The sequence below is a fragment of the Rhodococcus sp. R1101 genome (genome assembly GCF_000278445.1).
GTDB classification, from domain to species: Bacteria; Actinomycetota; Actinomycetes; order Mycobacteriales; family Mycobacteriaceae; genus Rhodococcus; species Rhodococcus gordoniae.
On sequence record NZ_AJVB01000579.1, the window covers coordinates 1 to 2,197 of the forward strand.

2 protein-coding genes and 1 pseudogene are annotated in these 2,197 nt (G+C 67.2%); 2 read left to right on the plus strand and 1 reads right to left on the minus strand.

All coding sequences use genetic code 11. The features are described 5' to 3' along the window. Positions 1–130: pseudogene (locus R1101_RS30050) on the plus strand (DUF456 domain-containing protein); the annotation flags it as partial. A 71-nt stretch (positions 131–201) separates the two neighbouring features. On the opposite strand, the gene R1101_RS0121850 reads toward R1101_RS30050, so the two are convergent. Then, on the minus strand, positions 202–1,599 hold the full coding sequence (locus R1101_RS0121850) for an FAD-dependent oxidoreductase (RefSeq protein ID WP_016935369.1): 1,398 nt from the start codon (positions 1,597–1,599) through the stop codon (positions 202–204). A 292-nt stretch (positions 1,600–1,891) separates the two neighbouring features. Here R1101_RS0121850 and R1101_RS0121855 point away from each other — a divergent pair. Continuing rightward, on the plus strand, positions 1,892–2,197 hold a 306-nt coding region (locus tag R1101_RS0121855; protein WP_016935370.1), incomplete at its 3' end, for an Rv0361 family membrane protein.

Below are 2,197 nucleotides of genomic sequence, written 5' to 3' on the forward strand. Positions count from 1 at the left end.
CCGCACTCATCGCGACGCGTGGGTCTCGACCGTGGCGGCCACCAAGGCCGTCGCGTTGTCGATGCTCGTCGAGTTGTTCGGCGGACTCGTCGCGGCCTCGGTGTGGCTGGGAGCGGTCCTGTTCGCCTGAGCCCGGAATGCGAGGGAGGGACCCGTCCGCACGGACGGGTCCCTCCCTCGGTCGTCGGGCTCAGGCGCAGATCACGACTTGTGCGGCTCGCTCGCGCGGAACATGTCCTCGCGCTCGACGACCTTGACCCGCTCGCGGCCCTCGGCCTCACCGAGGCTGCGCTCGTGCGCGTCGAGGCGGTACCAGCCCTGCCAGGTGGTGTACGGCAGTTGCTTGTCCTCGAGGAACTTCACGATCGCGTCCTCGGACGGATCCTCCGGGTCGTTCAGACGACCGGCGGCACGATCCTCGAGCAGGTTCGCGACGGTCTCGTTCGCGTCGCCCTTGGTGTGGCCGATCAGGCCCACGGGGCCGCGCTTGATCCAGCCGGTGACGTAGGTGTACGGCAGGAACCGGTCCGGGCCCTCGGTCGCCTCGTCGGCGAGCACACGACCGGCCTCGTTGGGCACGGTGCCGGCCTGCTCGTCGAAGGGCAGCTTGGCGATGTTCTGCGACAGGTAGCCGACCGCGCGGTAGACGGCCTGGACGTCCCAATCGCGGAATTTCCCGGTGCCGCGGACGTTGCCGGTGCCGTCGAGTTCGGTGCGCTCGGTGCGCAGCCCGACGACCTTGCCGTCCTCACCGAGGATCTCGTGCGGGGACTCGAAGAAGTGCAGGAACAGTTTGTGCGGGCGGTCGCCCACGTCGCGGATCGCCCAGTCCTGCAGGGTATTGGCGACCATGTCGACCTGCTTGGAGTTGCGGCGGGCCTGTTCGGAGGCCTCGTCGTAGTCGATGTCCTCGGGGTCGACGATGACCTCGATGGTCGGGGAGTGGTCGAGTTCGCGCAGCTCGAGCGGCGTGAACTTGGCCTGCGCCGGGCCACGGCGACCGAAGACGTGCACCTCGACGGCCTTGTTGTTCTTCAGGCCCTCGTAGACGTTCGGCGGGATCTCCGTCGGCAGCAGCTCGTCGCCGGTCTTGGCGAGCACGCGGGCGACGTCGAGAGCGACGTTGCCGACACCGAGGACGGCGACCTTCTCGGCCTCGAGCGGCCAGGTGCGCGGCACGTCGGGGTGACCGTCGTACCAGGACACGAAGTCGGCGGCGCCGTAGCTGCCGTCGAGGTCGATGCCGGGGATGTTCAGCGCGCGGTCCGCGTTCGCGCCGGTGGAGAAGATCACCGCATCGTAGAAACGCTGGAGGTCGTCGAGGGTGAAGTCGGTGCCGTAGTCGAGGTTGCCGAGCAACCGGATCTGCGGCTTGTCGAGCACCTTGTGCAGGGCGGTGATGATGCCCTTGATGCGCGGATGATCGGGAGCGACACCGTAACGGATCAGGCCGAACGGTGCCGGCATGCGCTCGAACAGGTCGATGCTGACCCCGGGATCCTGCGCAGTGTCGGACTTCATGAGCGCATCGGCGGCGTAGATACCGGCGGGACCGGCACCGACGATCGCGACGCGAAGGGGACGAGTCTGATCGGTCATCAGGGGATCAACTACCTCTTCGGTGTGCGGACGGACATATCCAGCTTAAATTAAGGCTGCCCTCAGTGGGCCGGGCGCAGGTCGCGCGGGGATGACGGCGAAAGAGGATGAATCGAGCCGTCGAACGAATCGCTTCAGCGACAACACATGTGGGCACCCATACGACACAGGTCGACGGCGAGGCGTCGAACGAGCTGCGTGGTGGCCATGCCCCAATTCCTACCTCGAGAGGGTTTTCAGGGCAAATGTGGTCGTGACAAGCAATGATCTCGTTCCCACTAGGATCGAGCGCATGGCCAAGCGCGGAGCCCCCGAACCCGATCCCGATCCCGATCCGGATCCCGACGGTCCCACCAGTAGCAGCACAGGGCCCTTCCTGGGGGCCCTCGCGGTCCTGGTGGTGCTCGTCCTCGTCGTCTTCGGCGCCCAGATGTTCTCCCCGCCGGGCGCCGACCTCACGGAGGACGAGATGGTGCGCCGCGCCGTCACCGACTACGTCTCCGCTCACAACGAGAACGACGGACCGATCCTCGACCGGCTGCGATGCAGGGAACTGTCCCCCGACGATGCGCCGCTCGCGGACGTCGAGGGGCGTGTC